The organism is Micrococcus sp. HSID17227 (genome assembly GCF_003989405.1).
GTDB classification, from domain to species: domain Bacteria; phylum Actinomycetota; class Actinomycetes; order Actinomycetales; family Micrococcaceae; genus Micrococcus; species Micrococcus luteus.
This window is the reverse complement of record NZ_RBLN01000390.1, coordinates 1-1,613: the sequence shown is the minus strand read 5'-3', so window position 1 is coordinate 1,613 and position 1,613 is coordinate 1. Positions and strand designations below refer to the sequence as shown.

At 74.1% G+C, this 1,613-nt stretch carries 2 protein-coding genes; both read left to right on the top strand.

The annotated features are described in order from the left end of the window. Positions 1–301: 301 nt before the first annotated feature. Positions 302–1,333 (top strand): 3-oxoacyl-ACP synthase III, encoded by a 1,032-nt coding sequence (locus D8M29_RS12115; RefSeq protein WP_044659529.1) that lies wholly within the window; start codon positions 302–304, stop codon positions 1,331–1,333. An 18-nt stretch (positions 1,334–1,351) separates the two neighbouring features. Then, a partial coding sequence (locus D8M29_RS12110) for a hypothetical protein (protein WP_148111619.1) occupies positions 1,352–1,613 on the top strand: 262 nt, incomplete at its 3' end.

Below are 1,613 nucleotides of genomic sequence, written 5' to 3'. Positions count from 1 at the left end.
GGCCGGCGTGGCCCGCGCGCTGCCGATCGAGTACGGGCGCCGGGACGGCTCGGGCGTGCCCGTGGACCAGCGCATCGAGGCCGTCGGCGCCGGCGCCTCCCCCGAACTCGTCTCGGTCCCGCCCGCCGAGGACGACGCCGTGGCCGTGTCCGCGGACTGACCCCGGTCCGGGGCGAGCCTGTTCGCCTCGGGCCGATCGACGCCCCGGATGGGCGCCCCGCCCGACCCCTCCGATACAGTGGGCTGTCGTCTCACCGCAGGTGAGCGCCCCCCTCCCCCGACCCCCCGCAGATTGGTCCTGGTGACGAACGTGTCCGGCAACGCCAGCTACGAGTACTCCCGCGCCGCCCTCCTGGCGGTCACCGAGGTGGAGGCCCCCGTCGAAGTCACCTCGCGGGACCTCGACGACCAGCTGGCGGAGGTGCTCACCCGCCTGCGCCTGCCCGGCTCCCTCCTGGAGCGGGTGGCCGGTGTGCGCAGCCGACGGAACTGGGACGAGACCGAGGACTTCCAGGAGGCCGCCGCCCGCGCCGGCGTCGCGGCCCTGGAGCAGGCCGGCGTCCCCCGGGAGCGGGTGGGCCTGCTCGTGAACACGTCGGTCACCCGGGCCACGCTCGAGCCCTCCGTGGCCGTGCGGATCCATCACCTCATGGGGCTGCCGACCTCGGCGACCAACTTCGACATCACGAACGCGTGCCTCGGGTTCGTCAACGGCCTCATGCTCGCCTCCACCCTCGTGGACGCCGGCCAGATCGACTACGCGGTCGTGGTCGCCGCCGAGGACGCCTCGAAGGTGCAGGCCGCCACCGTGGCCAACCTGCACGCCGAGACCACGCACCGCGGCAACTTCATGGAGCAGTTCGCGTCCCTGACGCTGGGCTCCGGGGCCGCCGCCGCCGTCGTCGGCCGCATCGAGGACCACCCGGACGCCCATCGGATCGTCCGCGGGATCACCCGCGCCGGCACCGACCACCACGGCCTGTGCGTGGGCGACCACCACGGCATGTACACCGACTCCACCGCCCTGCTCAAGGACGGTCTCGAGCTCGTGATGGACGCGTGGCACGACGTCCCGGCGGAGTGGGCGTGGCCGGAGGCCGACCGGTTCATCACCCACCAGGTCTCGCAGATGCACACCGACGCGATCGCGGAGTCCGCCCACCTGGACCCGGCGCGCATCCCGACGACGTTCCCCACGCTGGGCAACGTCGGCCCGGCGTCGCTGCCCATCACCCTCGTGCGGGAGATGGACGCCCTGGAGGACGGGGACACGGTGGTCTGCCTGGGCGTGGGCTCGGGCCTGAACACCGCGATGCTCGAGATCGAATGGTGAGCTGAAGGAGCCAGAGCCATGCCCCAGATCCCCGCCGCCCCCGCCGCCCTGCCGCCGGCCGACCGACTGCCCGGCTGGGACCCGGCGTGGTCCCGCCTCGTGGAGATCCGCTCCGCCGCGGACCCGGAGGGGACCGTGCGGACGCTGCACGTGGCGGACACCGGTCCCGTGCTCGCCGCGGCCGGGGCGGAGATCGTCGGCACGATCGTGGCGGTGCACGGCAACCCGACGTGGTCCTGGCTGTGGCGGTCCCTGCTCGCGGAGACCGTGCGCCGGGCAC